The organism is Arthrobacter sp. efr-133-R2A-63 (genome assembly GCF_030209795.1).
Classification (GTDB): Bacteria; Actinomycetota; Actinomycetes; order Actinomycetales; family Micrococcaceae; genus Arthrobacter; species Arthrobacter bambusae_A.
The window spans coordinates 218,106-237,254 of the sequence record NZ_JARVRG010000021.1; the positions used below are offsets into that span (position 1 = coordinate 218,106).

19 protein-coding genes are annotated in these 19,149 nt (G+C 65.1%); 10 read left to right on the plus strand and 9 right to left on the minus strand.

Annotated elements, in window-relative coordinates; genetic code table 11:
- Positions 1-31: 31 nt before the first annotated feature.
- The 3 genes from QRN45_RS11835 to QRN45_RS11845 are packed head-to-tail and all read right to left on the minus strand — an operon-like array spanning position 32 to position 3,263.
- Positions 32-871, minus strand: coding sequence for a sugar phosphate isomerase/epimerase family protein (locus QRN45_RS11835; RefSeq protein ID WP_284763489.1), 840 nt, complete (start codon positions 869-871; stop codon positions 32-34).
- A complete protein-coding gene (locus tag QRN45_RS11840; RefSeq protein WP_284763490.1) occupies positions 868-2,082 on the minus strand; it encodes a dihydrodipicolinate synthase family protein in 1,215 nt (404 codons plus the stop codon). Before QRN45_RS11840 ends, QRN45_RS11835 begins: the two co-directional genes overlap by 4 nt.
- A complete protein-coding gene (locus QRN45_RS11845; RefSeq protein WP_284763491.1) occupies positions 2,082-3,263 on the minus strand; it encodes a Gfo/Idh/MocA family protein in 1,182 nt (393 codons plus the stop codon). Before QRN45_RS11845 ends, QRN45_RS11840 begins: the two co-directional genes overlap by 1 nt.
- Before the next feature lie 170 nt (positions 3,264-3,433).
- Here QRN45_RS11845 and QRN45_RS11850 point away from each other — a divergent pair, with 170 nt between their 5' ends.
- The 3 genes from QRN45_RS11850 (at position 3,434) to QRN45_RS11860 (ending at position 6,543) form a co-directional block, all read left to right on the plus strand.
- Complete coding sequence (locus QRN45_RS11850; RefSeq protein ID WP_241710688.1) at positions 3,434-4,489, plus strand: LacI family DNA-binding transcriptional regulator; 1,056 nt, start codon at positions 3,434-3,436, stop codon at positions 4,487-4,489.
- Positions 4,490-4,749: 260 nt separating this feature from the next.
- On the plus strand, positions 4,750-6,144 hold the full coding sequence (locus QRN45_RS11855) for an MFS transporter (RefSeq protein WP_284763492.1): 1,395 nt from the start codon (positions 4,750-4,752) through the stop codon (positions 6,142-6,144).
- Positions 6,145-6,210: 66 nt separating this feature from the next.
- Complete coding sequence (locus QRN45_RS11860) at positions 6,211-6,543, plus strand: L-rhamnose mutarotase (RefSeq protein WP_284763499.1); 333 nt, start codon at positions 6,211-6,213, stop codon at positions 6,541-6,543.
- Between the two features lie 11 nt (positions 6,544-6,554).
- Here the strand turns inward: QRN45_RS11860 and QRN45_RS11865 are convergent, their stop codons facing one another.
- Positions 6,555-7,817, minus strand: a complete 1,263-nt coding sequence (locus QRN45_RS11865; protein ID WP_241710700.1) for an acyl-CoA dehydrogenase family protein — start codon at positions 7,815-7,817, stop codon at positions 6,555-6,557.
- 14 nt (positions 7,818-7,831) lie between these two features.
- Complete coding sequence (locus QRN45_RS11870) at positions 7,832-8,623, minus strand: 3-hydroxyacyl-CoA dehydrogenase (RefSeq protein ID WP_241710690.1); 792 nt, start codon at positions 8,621-8,623, stop codon at positions 7,832-7,834.
- Positions 8,624-8,733: 110 nt separating this feature from the next.
- Between QRN45_RS11870 and QRN45_RS11875 the strand changes: the two genes are divergently transcribed.
- Together QRN45_RS11875 and QRN45_RS11880 are read left to right on the plus strand one after the other, a co-directional pair.
- Positions 8,734-9,918, plus strand: coding sequence for a glycoside hydrolase family 76 protein (locus QRN45_RS11875; protein WP_264637311.1), 1,185 nt, complete (start codon positions 8,734-8,736; stop codon positions 9,916-9,918).
- 29 nt (positions 9,919-9,947) lie between these two features.
- Positions 9,948-10,457: a hypothetical protein gene (locus QRN45_RS11880; RefSeq protein WP_264637310.1), complete on the plus strand. Its 510-nt coding sequence runs from the start codon at positions 9,948-9,950 to the stop codon at positions 10,455-10,457.
- Positions 10,458-10,465: 8 nt separating this feature from the next.
- Here QRN45_RS11880 and QRN45_RS11885 read toward each other — a convergent pair whose 3' ends face one another.
- The gene (locus QRN45_RS11885; protein ID WP_241710693.1) at positions 10,466-11,068 is read right to left on the minus strand and encodes a YdeI/OmpD-associated family protein; all 603 of its coding nucleotides are present in this window, start codon (positions 11,066-11,068) and stop codon (positions 10,466-10,468) included.
- A 59-nt stretch (positions 11,069-11,127) separates the two neighbouring features.
- On the opposite strand from QRN45_RS11885, the gene QRN45_RS11890 reads away from it, so the two are divergent.
- The 5 genes from QRN45_RS11890 to tgt all read left to right on the plus strand — a co-directional run bounded on the left by QRN45_RS11890 (position 11,128) and on the right by tgt (position 15,831).
- The gene (locus tag QRN45_RS11890; protein ID WP_264637309.1) at positions 11,128-11,796 is read left to right on the plus strand and encodes a VOC family protein; all 669 of its coding nucleotides are present in this window, start codon (positions 11,128-11,130) and stop codon (positions 11,794-11,796) included.
- 206 nt (positions 11,797-12,002) lie between these two features.
- Positions 12,003-12,542 (plus strand): NUDIX hydrolase family protein, encoded by a 540-nt coding sequence (locus QRN45_RS11895; protein WP_059388553.1) that lies wholly within the window; start codon positions 12,003-12,005, stop codon positions 12,540-12,542.
- A gap of 102 nt (positions 12,543-12,644) precedes the next feature.
- The gene (locus tag QRN45_RS11900; protein WP_241710695.1) at positions 12,645-13,676 is read left to right on the plus strand and encodes a DUF6707 family protein; all 1,032 of its coding nucleotides are present in this window, start codon (positions 12,645-12,647) and stop codon (positions 13,674-13,676) included.
- Positions 13,677-13,737: 61 nt separating this feature from the next.
- On the plus strand, positions 13,738-14,463 hold the full coding sequence (locus QRN45_RS11905) for an SRPBCC family protein (protein WP_241710696.1): 726 nt from the start codon (positions 13,738-13,740) through the stop codon (positions 14,461-14,463).
- A gap of 51 nt (positions 14,464-14,514) precedes the next feature.
- A complete protein-coding gene (gene tgt / locus QRN45_RS11910) occupies positions 14,515-15,831 on the plus strand; it encodes a tRNA guanosine(34) transglycosylase Tgt (RefSeq protein WP_264637914.1) in 1,317 nt (438 codons plus the stop codon).
- A gap of 32 nt (positions 15,832-15,863) precedes the next feature.
- Here tgt and QRN45_RS11915 read toward each other — a convergent pair whose 3' ends face one another.
- The 3 genes from QRN45_RS11915 to QRN45_RS11925 form a co-directional block, all read right to left on the minus strand.
- A complete protein-coding gene (locus QRN45_RS11915; RefSeq protein ID WP_264637913.1) occupies positions 15,864-17,369 on the minus strand; it encodes a DUF6297 family protein in 1,506 nt (501 codons plus the stop codon).
- Between the two features lie 2 nt (positions 17,370-17,371).
- On the minus strand, positions 17,372-18,058 hold the full coding sequence (locus QRN45_RS11920; protein ID WP_264637307.1) for an ABC transporter ATP-binding protein: 687 nt from the start codon (positions 18,056-18,058) through the stop codon (positions 17,372-17,374).
- A 116-nt stretch (positions 18,059-18,174) separates the two neighbouring features.
- Positions 18,175-18,876, minus strand: a complete 702-nt coding sequence (locus tag QRN45_RS11925; RefSeq protein WP_078106703.1) for a queuosine precursor transporter — start codon at positions 18,874-18,876, stop codon at positions 18,175-18,177.
- Positions 18,877-19,149 lie beyond the last annotated feature (273 nt).

Genomic DNA, 19,149 nt, shown 5'->3' on the forward strand with positions numbered 1-19,149 from the left:
CACTGAGCCCCGCCTTTCTTGAGTTGGATGTCTAGGCGTACGGCAGCACGAGTTCCGCGTAGCGCTGCTTCATGGTTTCCAGGACTGAGTCGCCGTCGGCGTCCCAGATGTCCTGGTTGAAGATTTCCACTTCGATGTCGCCCGTGTATCCGGCGTCGCGCACCCAGCTGCCGATCGTCGCGAAGTCGATCACGCCGTCGCCCATCATGCCGCGGGACAGCAGGGCGTCGGCGGCGATCGGAAGGTTGAAATCGCACACCTGGTAGGCGGCGATCCGGTTTTCCCGGCCGGCCCGCTGGATCTGCTGTTTCAGTTCCGGATCCCACCAGACGTGGAAGGTGTCGACGGCGACGCCGACCGCCTTCGGGTCGTACGGTGCGGCGAGGTCAAGTGCCTGGCCAAGCGTGGAAATCAGCGCCCGGTCCGCGGCGTACATCGGGTGCAACGGCTCAAGGACCAGACGGACGCCGTGCTCGACGGCGAAGGGCACCAGGTCCTCGAGGCGATCGGCGACGCGCCGGCGGGCTGCGACGACGTCCTTCTCGCCCGGCGCGAGCCCGCCGACCACCAGGAACAGCTCCGGTGTATCCAGGGCCACGGCTTCCAGGATGGCCGCCCGGTTGTCCGCCAGCGCGACCGCCTGGCCTTCGGCGTCGGCCGCTGTGAGGAAGCCGCCCCGGCAGAGGGACGAGACGCGAAGTCCGGCATCCTTGATCAGCTTGGCGGCCTTGTCCAGGCCGGTGTCGGCGACGATGTCCCGCCACGGTCCGATCGCCGGGATCCCGGCCCGGACGCAGCCGTCCACCGCCTCGGCAAGGGTCCATTTCTTGGTGGTGGCAGTGTTTAGTGACAACCGCGAAAAGTCGCTCATGCGCCCACTCCGTTGATGCGAAGGTAGTCGGACATCCGGAAGGCGGCCAGCGCGGGATCGCGCAGGAGCCCGGCTTGGTCGGCGAGTTCGAAGGTGCGTGCCAGATGGACCACGGAGCGGCCGGAATGCAGCCCTCCGACCATCTGGAATCCGGCCTGCTTGCCGTTGAGCCACGACATGAACGCGATCCCGGTCTTGTAGTAGAACGTCGGCGCGCTGAAGATGTGCTTGCCCAGTTCGCGGGTGGAGTCCAGGATGGCGCGCCCGTCCGCAGCGTCGCCGGCGTCGTACTTCTGCAGGGCGACCGAAGCGGCCGGGTAGATCGCGGCGAAAATTCCCAGCAGCGCGTCCGAGTGATGGCCGCCGTCGCCGTCGATCAGCTCCGGGTAGTTGAAGTCGTCACCGGTGTAGAGGCGGACGCCGTCGGGAAGAACTGCGCGCAGGGCAACTTCATGGGAAGCGTCGAGCAGCGAGACCTTCACCCCGTCCACTTTGGACGCGTGATCGCGGATGAGGCCAAGGAAGGTTTCGGTTGCTTCGGCAACGTCGTTCGAGCCCCAATAGCCGGCCAGTGCGGGGTCGAACATGGTCCCGAGCCAGTGCAGGATGACGGGCTGGTCCACTTCGCTCAGAAGCGTGGAGTAGACGTGCAGGTAGTCCTCGGGGCTTGCAGCCACTTTGGCCAGCGCCCGGGACGCCATGATGATGACCTTCGGCCCGGCTTCACTCACGACGGCGATCTGCTCGCGGTACGCGTCCAGCACGGCCTTGATGCCGGCGGGACCCTCGGGAACAGAGTCGAGGTCCAGCTGGTCGGTTCCGGCGCCGCAGGACACGAGGTCCTGGACGGTCTTGCCGGCGGTGGCGGCGTTGCCGGACGCCACCACGGAGGCCGCTTCGACGCCGGTTCGCTTGATGAGTTGTTGCGTCGCGGCCCAGTCCAGGCCCATGCCGCGCTGGGCGGTATCCATGGCATCGGCAACACCCAGGCCGTATGACCACAGCTCGTGCCGGTACGCCATCGTGGCGTCCCAGTCCAGGTGCGCCGGGGCGCCCGGGGTATTGTCGGCTGTCGCTTCCGGAATCACGTGCGCGGCGGCATAGGCGCGCCTGGACGTCAGCGGCGCCGTCGGCCTGGCCCACGACGTGGCCGGCTGCAACTTGTAGAGGCGGGTCCCGCCGTCGTGGTTTGGAAGAAGGAGGGAAGTCATCAGAGCACAATCTCCGGGATATCGATGGTGCGGCGCTCGTCGTTGGACTGCAGGCCGAGCTCGGCGAGCTGCACGCCGCGGGCAGCGGAAAGCAGGCCGAAGCGGTGCTCGCGGCCGGCGACGACGTCGCGCAGGAATTCTTCCCACTGGAGCTTGAAGCCGTTGTCCAGATCGGCGTTGGCGGGGACTTCCTGCCACTGGCTGCGGAAGGACTCCGTGACGGGCAGGTCCGGGTTCCACACGGGCTTGGGCGTGTGGGCGCGCTGCTGCGCGACGCACTTGTTCAAGCCGGCGACGGCGGAACCGTGCGTTCCGTCGATCTGGAACTCCACGAGTTCGTCGCGGTAGACTCGGACGGCCCAGGAGGAATTGATCTGGCCGATGACTTCGTCTCCGTCCGGGGTCTCGAGTTCGAAGATGCCGTAGGAGGCGTCGTCGGCCGTGGCCTTGTATTCCGTTCCTTGTTCGTCCCAGCGGGCCGGGATGTGGGTGGCGGTCTTGGCGTTGACGCTTTTGACCTTGCCGATGATGCCTTCCAGGACGTAGTTCCAGTGGCAGAACATGTCCGTTGTCATGCCGCCGCCGTCTTCCTTGCGGTAGTTCCAGGACGGGCGCTGCGCTGCCTGGACGTCGCCTTCGAACACCCAGTAGCCGAACTCGCCGCGGATGGAGAGGATGCGGCCGAAGAAGCCTTCGTCCACCAAGCGGCGCAACTTGACCAGGCCCGGCAGGTAGAGCTTGTCGTGCACAACGCCCGCCGTCACGCCGGATTCCTTGCCGATGCGGGCCAGTTCGATCGCTTCTTCCAGCGTCTCCGCCGTCGGCTTTTCAGTGAAAATGTGTTTCCCGGCGCGCATTGCCTTCTTCAGCGTCGCCGCGCGGAGGCTGGTCATCGACGCATCGAAAACGACGTCCACCGTGGGGTCGTTGATGACTGCGTCGAGGTCGGTGGACCACTCGGAGACTTTGTGGAGTTCGGCGAGTTCGCGGATTTTCGCTTCGTTGCGGCCCACGAGGATCGGTTCAACCTGGACGCGGGTGCCGTCGGCCAAGGTGAAGCCCCCTGCGTCCCGGATGGGGAGGATGGAACGCAGCAGGTGCTGGCGGTAGCCCATCCGGCCGGTGATGCCGTTCATGGCGATTCTTATGGACTTTGTTGCGGTAACAGATTCGGTGCCCATGAGTCCTTCTTCGGTGGAAAGTAAATGAAGTGGGAAAGCGCATTCCCAATGCATTCATGATGACACGCGGCTCCGGGTCTGGCAATCGCTTTCCCGGAGCTGGTCAGGACTGCAATAATCGAATGTTGCCGAAAGTGCCCGAGACCGAGGCTTTTGAAGAGGAGTTGTCCGTGACTGCAAGCACGCTGTCCGAAGTAGCCAAACTGGCCGGCGTCTCCCCCGCCACGGCCTCCCGGGTGCTCAACGGCTCTGCCAGGACGCCGGCGCCGGAGATCGCCGAGCGCGTCCGGCAGGCGGCCGACACCCTCGGCTACATCGCGAATGCCCAGGCCCAGGCCCTGGCGAAATCGAGCACGGGACTCATTGGCCTGATCGTGCACGACATCGCCGACCCCTATTTTTCCGCCATAGCGCAAGGCGTCCAGGCCGCGGCGCGGCAAGAGCGCCGGATGGTGCTCCTCGCCACAACCAACGGCACACCCGCCGAGGAGAAGGAGGCTGTCGCCGCCTTCGCTGCACGGCGGGCCGAGTCGATCGTCATCGCAGGATCTCGCTCAACACGTTCCGAGGACGCCCGCGCGAACACCGACCTAGCCGCCGAATTGGACCGCTACTGCCGCAACGGCGGGCGCGTGGGCGTCGTCGGGCAGGCGATTCTGGGCGTGGCCGAAACGGACAGCTACCGCACCATCACTGTCCCCAACGAGCAACTTGCGCGGGATCTGGCGCGGGATCTGGCGCGTACCCACAAGGGGCCGTTCGTCATTGTGGCCGGGCCGGAGGGGCTGACCACTTCTGATGAGCGCGTCATGGGATTCCAACGAGGCTTGTCCGACGCCGGCCAGCCCGCCGCGGATATTGTGCACGTTGCGTTCAACCGGAACGGCGGTTTCGACGCCGGCATTGAACTGGCCTGGCGGATCAAGGCGTCCGACCGATCGGCGCCGGATCAACGCTTGTGCATTTTCGGCACGAACGATGTCATGGCTATCGGTGTGGCCGCCGCATTGAGGGACCAGGGCCTCAGGGTCCCCCACGACGCAAGTCTCGCAGGGTTCGACGACATCGAATGGCTCCGGGACTTCCGGCCAGCGCTCTCCACCGTGAGCCTGCCACTGGAAGAAATCGGGCGGCTTGCAACTATGGCGACCCTTTCCAACGACGACGGCGGTGCGGCCGCCGTCGTCGGGAGCGTCACCCTCCGCAGGAGCACGGGTTCGCCCTAGCTCCCTGGGTTCGGGGCAGCTCCATCGACGACCCGATCACGCCGGGCCGAGAGTCCGCCCTTGTGACCGGCGCAACAAATCAGCCTTGACAGCGGGGGCGGGCGGGTGTCTCATGGAAAGCGCTTACCAGTTGGGAAAGCGCATACCAAGCGGAAACTCAGTCCGATTCTTGCGAGGCGCCGCCCTCCTACTGGAAACCAGGCCCAAAGACGGGAAGGCCCTTCCAGTGGCCCAAAACGACTTGTCCAAAGGAGGACAATATGAAGATCGACGCGAGCAGGCAGCGGAGTTCAACCGGACCGCGACCGTCCAGCCCCACAAGGAAAGCGGCAGCCAGCGGCTGGATCGGCAGCGCCCTTGAGTACTACGACTGGTTCATCTACGCGCAGGCTGCTGCGCTCGTCTTCCCTGGCGTCTTCTTCCCCTCGGGAAACCCGACCGTTGCACTGATCGCTTCGCTCGGCACATACGCCGTGGGCTATGTGGCTCGCCCGATTGGCGCCTTCGTCCTCGGACAATGGGGCGACAAGCACGGCCGGAAGAACGTCCTGGTCCTCGCCATGCTGATGATGGGCGCGTCGACCTTCGCCGTCGCTTTGTTGCCGACTTATGGCCAGGTCGGGCTTCTGGCACCTGTCCTCCTGGTTGCCGTCCGGCTCATCCAGGGCTTCGCGGTGGCCGGCGAGCTGAGCGGCGCCAGCGCCATGATCGTGGAGCACGCGCCCTTCGGCCGTCGGGGCTTCTACGCAAGCTTCGCGCTCCAAGGAACCCAGGCCGGACAGATCATTGCCGCGGCTGTCTTCCTACCGCTCTCCGCCGCGCTCTCCAATGAAGCGTTCAAATCCTGGGGCTGGCGCATTCCCTTCCTCCTCAGCGCCCTTGTGGTGTTCGCCGGGTACATGATCCGCCGCCGGGTCGAAGAAACGCCCATCTTTACTGAGGAAAAGGCGCACCAGGAGATCCCGAAGATGCCGATCGTCCGCGTTCTGCGGGAAAGCGGCCTGGACGTGGTCCGGGCAGTCTGCATGACCTTGGTCAACGTGGTCGGCGTCACCGTCGCAGTCTTCGGTGCAGCGTATGCCACGCAGCCGGGTTACGGCGTCGCAATGAGCACAACTGTATACCTCTGGATCCCGGTCCTGGCCAACGTCGTCGCACTCGCCCTGATCCCTTTGTTCGGAGATCTGTCGGATCGGTTCGGCCGCCGGCCGTTGATGATCTTCGGCTCGTTGAGCTCGGGCGTGCTGGCCTACGCCTACCTGTACGCAGTGAGCCAGAACAACGTCGTGCTCACGATCGTCCTCTCGATCATCATGTGGGGCACGCTGTACCAGGTCTGGAATGCAACCTTCGCCAGCTTCTTCCAGGAGCTCTTCCCCGCCCGCACCCGCGTCACGGGCTTCGCCATCTCGCAGAACATCGGCCTCGTCATCACAGCGTTCCTGCCGAGCATCTTCGCGGCAATCGCCCCGCCCGGTTCCTCGAATGTTCCCCTCGTTATCGGGTCCATCTGCTTCGGAATCTGTATCATCGGCGCCGTAGCCGCCTGGTCGGCCCGTGAAACCTACCGCATCCCGCTCAATCAGCTGGGCACGGCGAACGCGACGCCGGTTGCACGCGAGGAGTACCGCCAGCTCCGGAGTGGCGCCCGGTAACCCAAGCGATTTGCGGCGAATCGCCGCCCTTGAATGAAACGATTCACAGAAGAGGAGAGAATCCACATGCGCGCCTGCTTCCGTTCCTCGGTCAAACCCAGCCAGATTCCCGAATATCGACGCCGGCACGCGGCCGTGTGGCCGGAGATGCTCCGTGAACTCAAGGCGGCCGGCTGGAACAATTATTCGTTGTTCCTGGCCGACGACGGGCTGCTGGTGGGATACGTGGAGTGCGACAATTTCGACGCTGCACGTGCCCGAATGGCCTTAACCGAGGTGAATGCCCGTTGGCAGGCGGAAATGGCGCTCTTCTTCGAAGACGACGCACGGTCGCCGGACCAAGGCTTCGTCCAACTCATGGAAATATTCAATCTGGAGGACCAATTGTCCGGGGGGTAAGGCGAAAGCCGTCAAACGATCGCGGAAACCCCCGTCACGGCCCGGCCCACGATGAGCGAGTTGATCTCGAACGATCCTTCATAGGTGTAGATCGCCTCGGCATCGGCAAAGATCTTGGCCATCCGGTAATCGGTCACGATGCCGTTCCCGCCCAGGATGGACCGGCCCATCGCCACGGTTTCGCGCATGCGGGCACTGCAGTACGCCTTGGCCAGGGCCACTTGGGCCATTTGGGCTCCGCCGTGCCGCACTCCCTTGCTGTCCGTGTAGATATCCTCCTGCAGCTGGGCGATCCGCACCATCATCCCCATGCTGGCCACGGCATTTCCGAGCATGTCCACCAATTGCTGCTGGATGAGCTGGAACTTCGCCAGCGGGCGGCCGAACTGCTGGCGGTCAAGCGCATACTGGCGGGCGACGTCGAATGCCGCCAACTGCTGTCCCACGGCCTGCCAGGCCACCATGAGCCGTGATCCGCGCAGCAGGTGGTTGGTGTCCGTGAAGCTGTTGATTCCGGAAAAACGGTCCGCCTCGGCAACCCGGACGTCTTTGAGGACGATGTCAGCGTTTTGCACCGTGCGCAGGGCGATCTTGTTCTCGATCTTGGTGCGGGTCACGCCGGGGAGCGTGCCGTCCACGATGAAACCGCGAATAGCGCCGTCGGCTTCGTCCCGGGCCCAGACCAGCATGTGGTCGCAGAACGTCCCGTTGCCGATCCATCGTTTGGCGCCGTTCAGCACCCAGTAGTCGCCGTCGTCGTCGGCTCCCCCGGCGACCCGGCGGGCCACTGTCTGCAGGCCGCCGGCCACGTCGGAACCGTGGTCCGGTTCCGTGAGCGCAAACGCTCCGGTGGTCCGCAGATTGGAGGCGTCGTCGAGGTAGCGGTCCTGCTGGTCCTTGGAGCCGAACTCGTACAGCGCCTCGATGAAGAGGTCATGGTGGACCATGAAGAACGTGGCAATGGACGTATCCACGCGGGTCATTTCCGCGATCACGAGACCTGCGAACAGGTTGCTGTAGCCGCGGTGCGTGGGGGTGCTCAGGCGAAGGGCCGCGAGTTTGGGGAGGATGTGGGCCGGGAACTCGGCCTTGTCCCACCAGTCCTTGGCATAGGGCGCGATTTCCGTGGCCAGGAATTCCCGGAGCTCATTGAGCTTGCGCTGTTCCTGCACGCTGAGGAGCGATTCGAAATCGAAAAAATCCGCCCCGGGCAGCTCGGGAGGGGAACCATTGGAACCCTTGGAACCGGCCGCGTGTTCGACGGCCGCCGCCAGCTTGTGCGTCTGGCTCACTTCGGTGCCATCCGGATAGCGCCGTCGAGGCGGATGGTTTCGCCGTTGAGCATGGCGTTTTCCACGATGTGCGCCACGAGGTTGGCGTACTCGGCCGGGCGGCCAAGCCGGGCGGGGTGCGGTACCTGCTGGCCTAGGGAGAGCTGTGCGTCCTGGGGCAGGCCGGCCAGCATGGGTGTTTCGAAGATGCCCGGTGCAATGGCCACGACACGTACAAGCGAGCGCGCAAATTCACGGGCCAACGGCAACGTCATCGCCGCCACGGCTCCCTTGGACGCCGCATACGCAGGCTGCCCGATCTGGCCGTCGAAGGCTGCCACGGAGGCCGTGTTGATGATGACGCCGCGTTCCTCGCCGCCGAGTTCGGTAGACGCGGGCTCGTTCCGGGCCATCGCGGCGGCAGCCAGGCGGATCACGTTGAAGGTGCCCACGAGGTTGATCTGGATGACCCTGTTGAAGTTCTCGAGCGGCAGCACGCCGTCTTTGCCGAGGACTTTGCCCGGGGTTGCGACGCCGGCGCAGTTGACGAGGATCCGGAGCGGGCCCAGCGCGACGGCAGTGTCGACGGCGGCCTGCACTTGTTCTTCATTGGTGACGTCGGCGGGGACGAACACGGCCCTGCCCTCGGCCCCCGAGGCATTGAGTTCGGCAGCGAGGGACTCGCCCGGAGAAGAATGGAGGTCAAGAAGCACCACCGATGCTCCGGCGTCGAGCAATCGCCTTGCGGTTGCGGCCCCCAAACCCGAAGCCCCGCCGGTTATCAACGCAACTGCGCCCTTGATGTCCATTCATCCTCCTCGATGCAGAACCAAAATCCGTTAATGAATGTTAACTGAATCACTTTGATTGTGCACTGGGGAGGGGCTTGCGGCCAAGCACACGGCGTTAGGCTGTCACCATGTCCGCCCCCGACGCGCAGCAGCGCACCCCCGGAACAACGGATTGGGCCGCGCGAGCCGACCACGCCGCACGCTCGGTGACCCGGTATTTCGGGCGGCGCCTCCTCTTCCTTCCCGGAACCCACCTCGCGGCGCCGATCCGGCCCTCCAGCCGGTTTCCGGGTCAACCGTGGAACTACTGGTGGCAGGCGCACTACGTCGATTGCCTCGTGGACACCGGGTTGCGCGAACTGGCCTCGGGAGCAAGGTTCGACGGCGGTGATCGCCCGAGCGCTGGCCGGTTGGCTTCACGCCTGGTCACCACCATCCGCTTGCGCAATTTCCTTCGCTACGTGAACAGCTATTACGACGACATGGCCTGGCTAGCCCTCGCCACGCTGCGTCTGGACGCCTTGGCCGAGCGGGTGCACAAGCGGGGCCGACGACGCAACGCCCGGTTGCAGAAAAGCCTCTCTACGCAGTTCGAGTCGGCCTCCACAGACGACATGGGCGGCGGCACTTTCTGGAGCACCAAACGCGATTTCAAGAACACCCCGGCCACGGCGCCCGTGGCCTTGCACTTCGCCCGGACAGGCAAGCGGAAGCGGGCCCAAGGGCTCCTGGACTGGCTCAACACCACGCTCTTCGAACCCAGCCGAGGCCTGTACCTCGACGGCGCTTGGATCAAGGAGGGCAAGCTCGCCCTCGCGCAGGAGGTCTACACCTATAACCAGGGCCCTGTGCTCGGCGCCTTGTTGGAGTTGGGTGGAGATGCGAACCTGGCCCGCGCAGCCGCATTGGTGGGCTCGGTGGCCGAGCATCTGACCGTCTCCGGACTGGACGGCCCAGGGAAACTGGTTCTTCGCGGCGAAGGCACCGGCGACGGCGGCCTCTTCACCGGAATCCTCGTCCGTTACCTCGCGCTCGCCGCCGCCGACGCGCGGTTGCCCCGCGTTGCACAGGCGACCGCGAGCCAGCTCGTGCTCGATACCGCGGAGGCTCTGTGGGCGGGACGGACGATGCGCACCGACGCTGCCAACCGGATATCCGGAAACGACGACGACGACGACGACGACGGCTGGCTCGTCTTCTCGACGGAACCACAGCGCCCCGCGGCCGAGACCTACGCGCCGGGCACCGCCGTCGAACTTTCCACCCAGCTGCAGGCGTGGATGGTGCTGGAAGCCGCCGCGCGCGTCCAATAATTGTCGGTGCCGGGGCCTAGTCTGGAGCTGTGAACCCGATCCCGAGCCCGATACCTGTCACCGTGGTCGGTGCGCCGCCGGAATGGTGGCAGATCCTTGGCGCGCTCAGCCCGCTCGCCGTCCTCGTCGCGGCAATCGTTGCGGCGATCGTCGGCCTCCTGTCCCTGCGGCAGAAGGCCCGGGCGGACAACCGGTCCGAATGGTGGCGCCGCGCTCAATGGGCCCTCGACGCGTCCCTGTCCCGCAGCCGCTCCGAGGCCGAAATGGGCCAGAAGGCCATCGAGATTCTGGGCCACAGCGAGCTCGCGTCGCGGGAGGAACTCGCGCTCCTCAAAGTCGGCACTGAGGATGCGCTCCTGGCAGCCGCAACGGCATCCGAAACCCGCGCCGTCGTCTCCTCCCAGCGTCCGGCCTCGGTGGGCGCCGAGGATCGCAAGGTGCAGATCGCCGCTGCCAAGGCCAGGGTCACCCTCGACAAGCGGCTCGGGGAAGACACGCCAGGCTGGATCGTTGCGCTGTCGGCCGGGAAGCCCGAGTAAGTCCCCGGCTATTCTGCTACCACGGGCTTTTTCTTCTGCGGATACGGCGTCTCCTGCCGTGCCAACATCTCGACAAAACCGGCGATCTTCCTAGCCCGGGTTTCCGCCCTCTTCACCGAGTTGGTGCGGTAGATCAGGGCAAAGCGGTTGACCGCCGTCAACGCATCGAACATCGCCTGGGCCTCGGGAACGGCGGCGATCGCGGCCGCGAGATCCTCGGGGACTTCCGCGTCCGCCTGGCCAACGTAGGCAGCTTCCCAACGCCCGTCCGCCTTGGCGCCGTCGACGGCGGCCCATCCGGCCGGGGTCATCTTGCCCTCGGCTTCGAGGCGGGCGATGTGGCCCACGTTCCGTTTGGACCAGGGGCTTTTGGGGCCGCGGCGGGTCATGCGTTGGAAGACGCTTTCGTCGTCGCGCCTTCTGCCTTGGCCGTCGATCCAACCGAAACAAAGCGCCTCATCCAAGGCAGCGGCATAATCCAGTTCCGTCACCTTGCCGCCCTTCTTGTGCAGCACGAGCCAGACGCCAGGGCTATCGGCACCGTTCTTTTCGAGCCAGGACCGCCACTCGGCAGCATCTTTGACGATCAGTTCTTCGAGTTCAACAGCCATGGGCCCATTCTGGTGCCAGCTAGGCTGTGGCGAAAGCCCACTCAGCTGCCGGAGGATCCATGCTGCGCGTCCGCCCCATCCAGTTCACGTCCGACGTCGCCGGCTGGAAGCACCTTCTTGGCGCGCTAGGCCTCGTGTGCGTCGGGGACCACGGCGACTGGGTGGAGTTCGACGCCGGCTCGGGCCGCGTGGCCTTGCACAGTACCTCCGCTGACTCGCCCGACGACGGAACTACAGTATTCGGCGTCGAGGTCGGAGACCTGGCGGAGTTCGCCCGACGCACCGTGGCCGACGGAACGCGCGCCGAACTTGTCGACGCCGATCACGGGCAGGCGGTCCGCGTCACCGCCGAGGACGGCTTCACGTTCCTCGCCGACAAGGCGAGCAGCCGAACGACGAGCCCGGACGCGGACCCGGGGCTCGCCGTCGTCGGGACCTGGCTCACGCCTGATGTGCCCGGGGCCGCGCGGGAATTGGGCAACATCGGCGCGCGGCCGCGGCGGGCGTCTCCGGACTTCGCGGATTTCAGTACGAAGAACGGCGGCATCCTGTTGGTCCTTGAGTCTCCGGAGACAGCCGCGGGAGGCCTCGCTTTCGAGTACGACGGCGACCCCGCAGCCCTTGAGGCCCGGCTCGCGGCCGCCGGACTCAAGGCAGCCCGGGCCGGCTCGGTCCTGTCGGTTGCTGGCCCGCGCGGCGGAACCATCAGTGTGACCCAGGGCCGCTAACCCAACGCCCGCTCACCTCTGCGGGCCCTCCCCCCAACGCCCGCTCACCTCATCTAAGCGCGGGATCCCATGTTGGCCGCATACGTGAGGGAGCGTCGCTCAATTCGACGACATACGTGAGCGAGCGTCCCGGGTTGGGCTCGACGCAATCCTCGCTGTCTGATTCGTACGGCATGGAACGGCATGGGATGGGGTAGAACTTAACCATGAGTGTTCGTACCCCTGACCCGTACTCCGGCTGGCTTTCCGATGAAGACCTCTTCGAAGCCCGCGGCCGCCTCCCCATGGTTTACGTGGAGGCGGTTCCCGTGCGTCTGGATCCGCTCGGATTCGTCAACGAGGTAGGTACCCTGCTCCAGGGCGACGCCGACGGCACCATGGTCCGTTCCTTCGTGTCCGGCCGCGTGCTGTACCGCGAAACAATCCGCGCCGCGCTGCTGCGGCACATGGAAAAGGACCTAGGCCCGCTGGCATTCCCGCAACTGCCCGTCAGTCCGGTGCCGTTCACGGTGGCCGAATACTTCCCGGCGCCGTCGCAGACCGGTTTCACGGACGACCGCCAACACGCCGTGTCGCTCGTCTACGTCATCCCGGTCACGGGCGAGTGCGAACCGCGCCAGGACGCGCTTGAGCTGACCTGGATGACTCCGCAGGAGATCTTGAGCGACGACGTCCAGCAGGAATTCAGTGGCGGCCGTGGCAATCTGGTGCGCCAGGCTCTGGCTTTCGCCGGCGTCGGACAGTAGCAGCGCTGCGGACAGTAGCGGCGGGCAGTAGCCACCTCCCCGATTTGTCGGGCGGGTTTTATAGACTGTTGGGCGGACCCCAAGAGAACCAAAGGACTTCCGATGACTCACAGCCCGGCCGACCAGCAGTATCGTGAAAAGCAAGCTGGGGCCCTGCAAATCGGGGACCACGTGTTCCTCCCTGGGGATGGTCCCGCGGAGCAAATCACGCACATCGAGATCGAACTCGACGATTTTGGCGTGCCTGCGCTCATCCTGGTGACAACAGCCGACGGCGGGAACGTACGGATCGCGATCGGGTCCAGCGTCCCGGTGGGAGAAGCCGCCGTTCCCGACGACGTCGACGCCGTGGCGGAGGAAGATCCAGCCCCGCTGGAGGAACCGGACCCCGGTGACGCGCCCGACGCCGTTACCTCCGACGGCGGTGACTCACCCGATGAGGGGGTTCCCGCCGTCGTCGTGCCTCCTTTGCCCGCGCTGGCACCGACTGTCAGCCGAGCGGCAGGGCCGGATCCTGCGCAGCTCGCGCTGATCCCCGAACCGACAGGCTCGCCCGAGGACGTCGTGGCCGCCGCTGCGGAAGTACACCCTGGCAGGAACGGCGTGGCGGTGTTGAGCGAACGCCTCGTGAAGGGGATCAACACGAAGTCGGGAAGCTGCTTGCGGGATCTGAGCGACCTGGCCCACGATCTCTTCATCGAGCTGCGGGATCCGGACCACGCCCTCGCGGTGGCCGATATCCTCAACGTGCTCCCCTACGACGGAAACCGCGATCGCTGGATGTCCGTTGAACGTTCCCTTGCACTTTCCAGCTTCATATGCCGTGAACTCGGCCAACCGGAACGCGCGGACGTCTACGACCAGCTCCTTCAAGCTCCGGACACGGTGGAAACCGACCCGTTCAAGGCCAGGATCGCCGCCAAAGTGCGCCAGCGCGCGCTCAACGAACCGAACCTGTACGACAAGGAAATCTTCCGCTCCATCGACAACGGGAACCGCGATGCCGAGCGCGAATGGCGGTTGCTCAGGCTCGAAACCCTGCTGTTCCTCCGCTCACACGGTGGTTCGAACACCATCGGCGTGGGCGAACTCGATCACCGGATCGCGAATGAACTCGAGGCGGTCCGGGCTTAGGCGCTATCGGAGGATTCCGCAAGACCTGTCGCGTTCGCTCCAACGGCGGTAGATTCGGGCCATGACGAACAATCTGAGCGTTGTTGTTAATGCCGACGCGCAGCAAGTTTGGACTTCGCTGCGCGAACCGTCGCTCGTAGCTCAGTGGCACGGCTGGGAGGCCGACGAGCTTGGCGACGAAATCAACCAGATCTACTTCACCGCCAACGTGGTCGAGGGTCCCGACCACACAAGCCTCACCGTGAATGGCGGGGACGTCTTCGAACTCACCCCGGTCAGCGGTGGCACCGAGGTCCGTGTGACCCGGGCCGCCCTGGATCACGATTCCGAATGGGCCGCGTGGGACGAGGACATCACCCAAGGTTGGCTGACGTTCCTCCACCAGCTCCGATTCGCCCTGGAACGCCATCCGCATGGGCACCGGCGTACGCATTTTGTTTCCCTGCCCGGCGGTAGCGGCTCCGGCATCCAGAAGCTCGGCCTGGCCGACGTACCGGCACCTGGCGAGGAATACTCGCTCACGCTTCCCACGGGCGAGTCCCTCACCGGCAGGGTCTGGTTCCGGAGCAACCACCAGGTAGGCCTCACCGTGCACAGTTACGCGGACCACGGGGACGGGCTGTTGATTGTGGCTGACCAGCCGGTGATTCCGGAGAAGAGGCCCGACGGCGGCACTATCGTGATCGCTTCGACCTACGACCTCGGCGCGGCCAGCCTGGAGTCGATCCGTTCCCGTTGGGACGGTTGGAAGGCTGAGAACTACCCCTCAGAGGTGCACTCGCACTGACGATTCTCGCTCCAGGGCTGGCAGACTGTAACGGTGCCAGCCCATTCTTCCATGCCTCATTCCGGGTCCAGCTCCGAGTCCAACCCGTCCGTGCTCAGGGCTGCCCAGCAGTCCTCGTTTTCCTTCGAGGTGGGTGCGCGGCTCAGCGAAACGCGCCCGCCGTCGTCGGGCCTTGTGAACGCCGACGGCGGCAAGCGCGGAGAGTTCCTGGGTAGAACCGGCACTATCACCACACCGCACGGCCAGATCCAGACGCCGGCGTTCATCGCCGTCGGGACCAAAGCCACGGTAAAAGCAGTTCTGCCCGAATCCATGAAGGAGCTCGGCGCGCAGGCTTTGCTGGCCAACGCCTACCACCTGTACCTGCAGCCGGGGCCGGAGATCCTGGACGCGGCCGGAGGGCTCGGTGCGTTCATGAACTGGGACGGACCCACGTTCACGGACTCGGGCGGATTCCAGGTGATGAGCCTCGGTTCGGGATTCAAGAAGGTCATCGACATGACCTCCGTTGACGCGTCCGGTCCTGACGACGCCGTGGCCCCGGGCAAGGAGCGGCTGGCGCATGTGGACGAGGACGGCGTCTGGTTCAAGTCGCACTTGAACGGGGACCGGCACCGATTCTCGCCGGAAATCTCCATGCGGGTGCAGCACCAGATCGGCGCCGACATCATGTTCGCCTTCGACGAGCTGACCACACTGCAGAACTCCCGGGGCTACCAGGAGGAATCCCTGGAGCGCACGCGACGCTGGGCCGAGCGCTGCGTGGTGGAGCATGAGCGGCTGACAGCTTCACGGGTGGGCAAGCCGTACCAAGCCCTGTTCGGCGTCATCCAGGGGGCGCAGTACGAGGATCTTCGTCGCAAAGCCTGCCGGGACCTTGGCGGCATGCCGTTTGACGGTTTCGGCATCGGCGGCGCCTTGGAGAAGGAGAACCTCGGCACCATCGTGCGTTGGTGCAACGAAGAACTTCCCGAGAACAAGCCCCGCCACCTCCTGGGGATCTCCGAGCCCGACGACATCTTCACGGCCATCGAAAACGGCGCCGACACCTTTGATTGCGTCTCCCCCACCCGGGTGGCCCGCAACTCGGCCTTTTACACTCCTACCGGCCGGTACAACCTGTCCGGAGCACGCTACAAATCGGATTTCGGCCCCTTGCAGGACGGTTGCGATTGCTACACCTGTGCCAACTATTCGCGCGCATACATCCACCACTTGTACAAGGCCCATGAGATGGTCTCGGCCACGCTCATCTCCATCCACAACGAGCGCTTCGTGGTGAAGATGGTGGACGACGCCCGCCTCGCCATCGAATCCGGGGACTTCTTCGAGTTCAAGGCCGAGACCTTGGGGCGGTACTACTCGTAGCCCTCCCCGTCGCTTCCCGTCGGGGAGCCCCCTCAGGGACGGTCCGCCGTCGTCACGCCGATCACCAGGAGCACCACATTGAGCACGACGGCCGGCGTCACCAGCAGTTCCGGGGCGTTGAAGAGCATGCCCAGGGCCAAAGGTGCCAGGGCGAAGAGGCACAACACGTAGCCTCGGATCCTGGTTCCGAGCATGGCCGGTCCGCTGCGTCCAAGCTGCATCAGGTACACCAGTTTGGTCAGGTCTTCCTGCTGGCGGAAGGCCCGTCGCAGCATCCCCGCTCCCAAACCGCCGCCTGCCGCCGCGCCCAGGACAAGGAGCTCCACCCGGAAGCCGCCGGCCAGCACGAAGAATCCGGCAGCCGCCGTCGTCCACACCCCCATCAGCATGACCGGCAGCGCGACGTGGACCCAGCGCGAGGCTGTCCTGGAAATCGGCAGGAGTGCGTCGAGGCTGGGGGCCATGCGCAACTGCCAAAGGGGCCCGGCCGCCGCTGTGGACGAGAAGATCGCCGCGGCGAGCAGCACGGGAAGCAGGATGATGGGCGAATCGAACGTCCGAACCAGCCCGGTCAGGGGAACGACTGCGAGACCCAGGCCCCAGCGCCACAGCCGGCCGGGCTGACGGGCGAGTACGGTTGCCTCCGCGTGGAAGAGCGCGCCCGCTGCGGTGCGGGGCGTGCCCGGGAGCTTGACCCGGCTTCGCTTGCCGCCGCTGGAAAGAGAGGCACTGAGCTCCCCGGTGTCCATGAGCGTCAGCGCAGCCTGGACATGTCCCCTCGCGGACCCGGCCTTGAGCAGCGAGGTCGTGCGGACGCTGGAGAGCTTGTTCCGCATGCCGAGCGCCGAGGCGACCAAGGCGACAGCAGGGGCGACGGCAAAGATCCAGCTGCCGTGAAGCGTCCCGAACAGCATCGCGCCGAGTGCCGCCGAAGCCGCTCCCAACAGCCAGCTCATCGGTCTACCTTGCCCAGCCACCGCCCGTGTACGTGTCTGGGCGAACGCAGCCAGCGCGAGAATAGCCGCGCCGGTGAGCGCCCCTGCCAGGACGCGCCCGGCAAACACCACTGCATCCGAACCACTGATGACCGCGACAGGAATGGTGGTCAGGGCCCCGACGACGGCGGCAGCCCCGACTGCCCGGCGCAAGGACCGGGCCAGGAGGGGTTCGCGGTTGATGGCCAGCGAGTACCACCAGTGCCGCTGATTCGCCGTGATGGCCAGTGGCCCGAGCCTGCCCGCCACCCAATAGGCGGCGAGGCCCAAGAGCCCAAACCCGGCCACTAGACCGTATTCGACAGGAACCACGCCGTAGCTGGTCGAAATCAGGTGGCCGCCGAACCCATGCTCCGCTGCGGCAGTGAGCCCGTTGAGGAGGCCGATGGCGTAGATCAAGCCGACGCCGAACGTCAGGAATTGGATGTACAGCTCGTTGAGCCTGGAAAGCAACGACTGGCCGCGCGGACGAATGACCTTGCGGGTAGCTCTCTCGGGGTCGAAGGCGACGAACTGCGGCTGCTCTACGGCAGCAGTGGACATGCTCACCGGCGAATCCTCGCCACGGCGTCGTCGGTACTCACCAAGCGCGCACCGCCGTCGTCGACTATTACCGCCCGGGTACACGCCGCTTGGGCGACGTCCGCATCGTGCGTGACCATCACGACGGCGGCACTCTTCTTGGCAGTCTTGGCGATCCGCTGCGCAAGCAGGCCGCGCATGCGGGTATCGAGCCGCTGCTCCGGTTCGTCCAGGACCAGCAGTTCGAAGGGCCGGATGAACGCCGAGGCCAGGAGGAGCTTGCGGCGCTGTCCCGAGGAAAGTTGATCGGGAAAGGCGTCCGCCACGGTTTGAAGCTCGAAGAAGCCGATCTCGTCCTCCACAGCAGCATCCGGGTTGGCGAGTCCATGGCCGCGGGCCACCAAGGAGAGGTGCTCGCGGACCGTGAGCGAATCAAAGTAGGCATCCTCGTCCAGCAGCACCGAAACCTTGCTGCGAAAAAGGGCCGAACGGTCGTCCGGCATCAAGCCAAGCACGTGCGCCTCGCCCTCAATGGCGGCCTGTGCGCCGATCATCGTGCGGAGCAGTGTGGACTTGCCGGCACCGTTTTCGCCCACCATCCCAAGCACCTGCCCGGGGAAAACCTCGACGTCGAGCGGCCCGCACACTGCGTGCTCTCCATAGCCTGCAACAAGATTCTCGGCCGTCAGCACGGCTTTTCCCAGCTTCATCCTCTGAAACTACCGGATTTCCCTGCGGTTCCCCTGAGCCGACAACGCCCGCTCACATATAGCGCGTCCCGGACCAACGCCCGCTCACATATATCGCGTCCCGGACCAACGCCCGCTCAGGCCCAGTAGCTGGGCTCGCGCTTCTTGATCCAGCCAATGACCAAGGACGTCACGGGAACAAGGATGTATTGGACACCGACCTTGTATACAAAGCCCACCAGCACGTAATTGACGAAGCTTCCGAAGTCCGTAATGCCGATGACCGAGGCCGCGATGCTGCAGAAGATGAGCGTGTCCACGAATTCCCCCACCCCGGATGAACCCATGAGCCGAGCCCAGAGAGTTCTCTCACCCGAACGGGCTTTCATCTTGACCAGGATCAGGGAGTTGATGGTCTGGCCGGCCAGGAATGCTAGAAGCGAAGCCAGGACGATCTGAGGAACCGGCCCCAGCGCTCCTTCAATGGCAGCCTGCTTGGCGTTGCCGTAATCGTCGTTGAAGCCAGGCAGCGCGATGATGATCCAGTAGCAGAGCGATGCGAATGCTGACAGTGCAAACGAGGTAATGATTGCTTTGCGGGCAACCTTGAATCCATAGATCTCACTCATCACGTCGCCAAGAATGTAGGCAAGCGGGAAGAGGAAAAATCCGCCATCAGTGATGATCGGGCCGAAGACGACCCCCTTAGCAGCGCCGATGTTGGACAGGATCAGCACGACGGCCATGCATGCCAGCATGATGCCGAAGTATGGGGAGCCTATTGACGCGAAGCGCGGCGCGGGTTTACTCAGGGTCTGGGATTCTGATGCTGACGTCATCGCTTGTCCGTTCGTAGTGGTTCGCGCAGGCGGCCGGAGTTGGCACGGCGCCCCGCTGTATTAGCACTGGTGGTGGACCCGCCAGCAAAACCGCGGAGCCTCCCCTATTCTCGCATCGAGGAATCGAGAATTGTCCGGAAACTCACCACCGCCCACAACCCTCCATCAGATCAAGTGAGCGAGCGTCCCGCCAAAACCCGATGTAAGTGAGCGAGCGACCCGCCAAAACCCGATGTAAGTGAGCGAGCGACCCGCCAAAACCCGATGTAAGTG